A 597-nucleotide genomic window follows, 5' to 3' on the forward strand; every position below is an offset into this window, starting at 1 on the left:
CTTTTCTGTTTTTAAAATGTATATAATATATTTTAAATTAACATAAAACGAATTATAATAACTATTAGCTATTATAAATAATCTATAGGATTATTGTTTTGAACGTAGCCATAAACTTTTATAACATCATCTTTTGTTTCTCCTGGTATGTTAATTGTTCTAAGTATATTTATCACCYGATACTTCTCTTCTAAATTTTCGACCTTTATTTCTAACCACTCAATATTTTTATAATTACCTTTGAAATGATAAAACCAACCTCCATCCCAATTACTTATATACTTAGTTTTGAAATCCTGTATTCTCCAAATTGTATTTATAGAACAATCGTTCATTGCATTTCTAATTTCTTGCCATTTAGTGTTATTCATTACTGATTGATATTCATAAGAACTCATGAAAAAAACCCCCTTAGTTACCCGAAGTGCGTTATCGGTAGTAGGTATGCTAAAACTTGATGTCTATCCACTCTCCGTTTATGAATTCCTCATAAGTTCCCCATTGAGGAGTACAAGTATTTATAGCCTTAATTCTTACTGGTTTAATAATATCTTCCTGACAATCCTTAGTTGGATTTGGTACATAGATCCAAGAAGC

At 28.9% G+C, this 597-nt stretch carries 1 protein-coding gene; it reads right to left on the reverse strand.

What is annotated here, in order from left to right; translation table 11 throughout:
• Positions 1-71 precede the first annotated feature (71 nt).
• Positions 72-398: a DUF6678 family protein gene (locus AC1DRF_RS31480; protein ID WP_477742759.1), complete on the reverse strand. Its 327-nt coding sequence runs from the start codon at positions 396-398 to the stop codon at positions 72-74.
• Between the last annotated feature and the right edge of the window lie 199 nt (positions 399-597).

The organism is Priestia sp. P5_B4, from assembly GCF_056400385.1.